At 40.2% G+C, this 4,488-nt stretch carries 4 protein-coding genes and 1 pseudogene; 1 reads left to right on the forward strand and 4 read right to left on the reverse strand.

Features of this window, described 5'->3' with window-relative positions:
* Positions 1-494: 494 nt before the first annotated feature.
* Entirely contained in the window at positions 495-1,028 is a 534-nt protein-coding gene (locus OSCI_RS02465; RefSeq protein ID WP_019487457.1) for a pentapeptide repeat-containing protein, read from the forward strand.
* On the opposite strand, the pseudogene OSCI_RS31265 reads toward OSCI_RS02465, so the two are convergent.
* The 4 genes and pseudogenes from OSCI_RS31265 to OSCI_RS02485 form a co-directional block, all read right to left on the reverse strand.
* Positions 1,010-1,558 (reverse strand): annotated as a pseudogene (locus tag OSCI_RS31265) (endonuclease/exonuclease/phosphatase family protein); the annotation flags it as partial. The gene OSCI_RS02465 and the pseudogene OSCI_RS31265 overlap by 19 nt on opposite strands.
* Positions 1,476-2,327: a hypothetical protein gene (locus OSCI_RS31270; RefSeq protein WP_007353271.1), complete on the reverse strand. Its 852-nt coding sequence runs from the start codon at positions 2,325-2,327 to the stop codon at positions 1,476-1,478. The pseudogene OSCI_RS31265 and the gene OSCI_RS31270, both read right to left, overlap by 83 nt.
* 17 nt (positions 2,328-2,344) lie before the next feature.
* Positions 2,345-2,989: a Uma2 family endonuclease gene (locus OSCI_RS02480; protein ID WP_007353272.1), complete on the reverse strand. Its 645-nt coding sequence runs from the start codon at positions 2,987-2,989 to the stop codon at positions 2,345-2,347.
* 11 nt (positions 2,990-3,000) lie between these two features.
* Positions 3,001-4,488: alanine/glycine:cation symporter family protein (locus tag OSCI_RS02485; RefSeq protein WP_157135540.1), on the reverse strand; the 1,488-nt coding region annotated here is incomplete at its 5' end.

Below are 4,488 nucleotides of genomic sequence, written 5' to 3' on the forward strand. Positions count from 1 at the left end.
CAGGATAATTGCTTTTTGCCCTTCTAAATAAGAAATTTTTTCAGTATAGCTGCCTTCTGCCTTCTACCTTCTACCTTACCGTCTCAAAAAAGAGGTGCGATCGGCAGTATATATAATAAGACTTACGCAGGGAGTCCCAGAAACCGGGTTTTTGAGATCGTATGTGGATCGTAACGAAGTATTTTGGTCAAAAAACTGCTGGTTGAGCGAAAGTCGAAACCCGGTTTTTTGGTTGGGTGCGTAAGTTCTGTATAAGCTACGTAAATATCTCTCATTTTACAAATAAATCGGTTTTCGGACAAAATTACTGATTTTGTCCCGGTGGCTGAGCGTAACAGGAATTTACAAATCTAAAAAAAATATTAGAAAAAATGTGTTCTTTATTACACAAGCTTAACATAAAAATAAATGCGTAAGTATAAATACGCATAATATCAGTCATTAATTATTCTGATGGATTGGCAGCGATCGCTGTCGCCGGAAAAGAGGTACAAATGCAAAAGCTAAGCGCTGAGGAATTGCTGGCTCAGTATTCTGCGGGTAAGCGAGACTTTAACGCCGTTAATTTGAGTGAAGCTTACCTATTTGAAGCCAATTTACAAGAAATTAACTTTGAAGGTAGCGATTTGAGTCGTGCTTATTTACCTTATGCAAACTTGAGTCAAGCCAACTTGTATAAAACTCAGTTAACCGCAGCCCAATTGGGAGACGTTCAACTTTATCAAGCCAATTTATCGGGAGCAGATCTAGAAGGGAGCAATTTGTCAAGAGCTAATTTACGTCGTGCTAATTTGCAGGGTGCAAATCTCTCTCGTGCAAGTTTACAAGGCGCAGATTTGTACAATGCAGATCTCAGCGGTGCAGATTTAACCTATGCTGATTTGAGCAGAGTTAATTTAGAAAATGCCAAATTAACGGGAACTCAGTTAAAAGGATGTAATTTGTTTAAAGCGCGAAAGGTAGATCTTTCTAATGCGGAGTGCGATCGCACTACGATTATGCCCGATGGCTATTTAAACGATCGGTAGTTATTGATTGCTAAATCTGTAATTAAAGGTAGGTGATCGGAACCAATTTTGCGACCAGTCCTAATATTCAAAACTTGAATATCTTTGGTGATTAAACAGTGATCTATGGGAATGTATAACAGCGGTTTATTAGTTGGCCAGGTTGGTAAAATACCAAAACCAGATCGTGCATTTCGCAATCCCCCTGTCTTTACCATACTTTTGTAAAATGGCGACCACATCGTGACATTAAAATCTCCCACAACTACTACAGGATTTTTGATTTGTGCGGCATATTCACCAATAGCTGCTAACTGCTTATTTCTATCAATAAAACTCTTTTGTCTAGTGGGAACAGATGGATGAACAGCGAGAATAGAAATAATTTTACCTTGAACTCTTACATCTGTAGATACTACTTTTCTTCCCAATGAAAAAATTTTAAGTTCTCTATTTTCCAGCGGAAACTTACTGTATATTACCATGCCAAATTTCTCGGACTCTTGATTTCCGAAAGAATAAGGAAGTAAATCCTTTAAAACTGCTAACTCTTTTGCCCAAGTAGACCTGGTAACTTCTACAAAAACTGCAAGATCGGGGTTTTTCTTCCCTAACTAAAGATATAACATCTGCATAATGGCGATTTCCTGTCAAAACATTGCTTTGGAAAATCCGTAACTTTTGTCCTGAAATTTCTGCTGCAATTGCTGGTTGAGGAAAATACCAAGGCACGATTTCAGCCAGATTAACGAGTATACAGAAAATGCTAACAACTAACCATAACTTTTTTGTGCGCGTAAGTCCAAAAAAAATGCAGCAACTGAAACCCACAATTAGATATTGTACTCTCAAATGAGAGGTCAATTCAAAAAATCTATTGTTTTCTCCTAAGTAGCTAGAGACAGAAAATAGTGCCGAGAGAATTGCGGCAATAATGAAACTACTTGAAATTATGTGCTTGAACTGGGGTTGAGAGTAGATGCGATCGTGAGTAACAGTCCATTTTAGTTTAATTTTGAGGTCATCGGATAGTGGCAATTTCTCGATTTCTATTAGCAATTTTTCTAGTGGTTCCGACTGCTGCCGCTTTTGGTAAAATCTAATTAGCAAGCCATCTACAAGATAGCGGCTAAAATAACTAGCAGCTAACCCGAAAATAACCAATATACCTAAACCCATCAGCAAACCAAAAGGACTGCCGAGCTTTTGTAAAGAGTTCGCGATCGCAGCCTCACCTGTTTTACCCGTAGTCCTTGCTACTGTGAAGAGAAGCCAAGCAGGTAAGCCGATAGTAATTAATTTTCTAATTAGCTCATCCATTAATTTTATATTGCCATCTATATTGCTTGAAATTGCTGCATTAACCAAGCGCCGACTTGAGTTTGGTCTGCCTCGCGGCTGCGGTGCAAAGCTGCTTCTAATAAACTAATTGCTAATCCCGGAAAAACTAGAGATTCACTGATGCGACGACTCCCGCCATCCCCGACTGCAAACGCTCTCACTAATGCTCCTTGTACATCCACGACCCAATATTCTCTAACTGGTACTTCTTCATAAAGCAGGCGTTTATTACCTAAATCGTCAGATAGCGTACTGTCAGAAACTTCTATAGCTAAATCCGGCGGTGGATATTGATTTAAGTCTACAATTTTAGTGCCTCTGGGAATAGATTGAGCGCGCTCGCCAATATAATAAGCGATATCTGGCTGACACTCCCACAACCTTGCTTTGCGAAAGCTGCAACCAATCATCCCATTGACAGGAATGCGATTAAAAATGCAGTACAAGTTGACAGCAAAGTAAATAATCCCGTTGTCGCAAGAATGATCGTATCCAGTTCCCATAGCTTCAATCAGCATTTTGCTATTATAATAATAACCCTTAGCGCGTTCAAAAGCTGGATTATCAGCAGCCTCGATAAATTCATCCCAAGTTGCTGCCACCCAAGTATCTGTAGATAATTTTGTTTGTGTGTTTTTCATAGTTGACAATATTAAACAAATTTTTGAGGATCGTAAGCGAGCATTTGTCCAGAGTTAAGCCGGTGTAGATAGTCCTTCAGATCGGCAGCTACTTCATTGGATAGGAGATAACAAGCTATCAGGTTAGGGACTGCCATACTTAGCACCATCATATCAGCAAATTCAACGACAGCTCCCACACTGACAATAGCACTCAAAAATGTAAAGAAAACGTAGATACTGCGATAGATAATCAGAGTTGGTCTGCCAAAGATATAAATCCAGGCTTGTTGGCCGTAGTAACTCCAAGAAATTACAGTTGAAATCGCGAAAAGTATCACACAAATAGTTAAGAGTGTCGGGAACCAATCAGCAATGGTTCTGAAGGCTTCGGCAGTGATGGCAATACCTGATGTACCTTCTGGCACTGTAGCATAAACACCTGTAGAGACAATGGTAATTGCTGTCAGGTTGCAAACAACTATGGTGTCAATGAAAGGTTCAAGTAAACTAACAATTCCTTCCCGTAAGGGTTCATTGGTTTTAGCTGGTGCATGAGCGATCGCAGCGGTTCCTAGTCCAGCCTCATTAGAAAAGCAACTTCGCCGAATACCGATGACTATTGAACCGAAGATGCCACCGGTGACTGCCTGCAGGTCAAAAGCTGAACCGATGATTGTGGCGATCGCACCCGGAATCAGGCTGAAGTTATTAATCAGAATTGTCACGCAAGCAATGGTATAAATAATTGCCATAGCTGGAGTGAGTTTGTCTGTAATGGTGGCAATCCTAGTAATGCCACCAATGAGTACAAAGCCGATGACAGTGGCAAAGATAATGCCAAATAACCAGTTAGGAAACTCTGGTATAATGTGTGCAACAGCGGCATAGGTTTGATTTGATTGGAAGAGAGTAGTTGAAAAGCTCGCAGGAATTAGTAAGATGGCAAAGGTATAAGACAAAATTTGTCCTAGTGAAGCCATTCCTCTGTCAGCAAAACCTTTTTTGATATAGTACATCGGCCCGCCTTCAACTGTTCCATCGGCTTCTATGACGCGATATTTATTTGCTAGTCCGCATTCTACAAATTTGGAAGTCATGCCGAGAAATCCTGCTAATGTCATCCAGAAGGATGCACCAGGGCCGCCAAGTTGAATTGCGATCGCTACTCCTGCAATATTTCCTAATCCTACTGTTCCCGATATAGCAGTTGCTAGGGCCTGAAAGTGAGATACTTCACCTTCCTCGTTAGGATCGTCGTATTTACCTATTACTACGTCAATTGCGTGTTTAAATAGTCGAATATTGGGGAAACCCAGGCGGATCGTAAAAAACGTGGCTGCACAAATCAGCCACAAGATAATCAGAGGAAAACCATTTTCGCCCCCAATTTTAAAAAAGATAACGAGAGATAATTGATGGACGAGCTGATTGAATACACTATCGACGATCTCAAGGATGGCACTCAATGATTGTGCATATTCAGTGAATATTTTTGTGGATAAGGACATTGGTAATAA

Origin of the sequence: Kamptonema sp. PCC 6506, assembly GCF_000180455.1 — a bacterium.
GTDB lineage: Bacteria > Cyanobacteriota > Cyanobacteriia > Cyanobacteriales > Microcoleaceae > Kamptonema > Kamptonema formosum.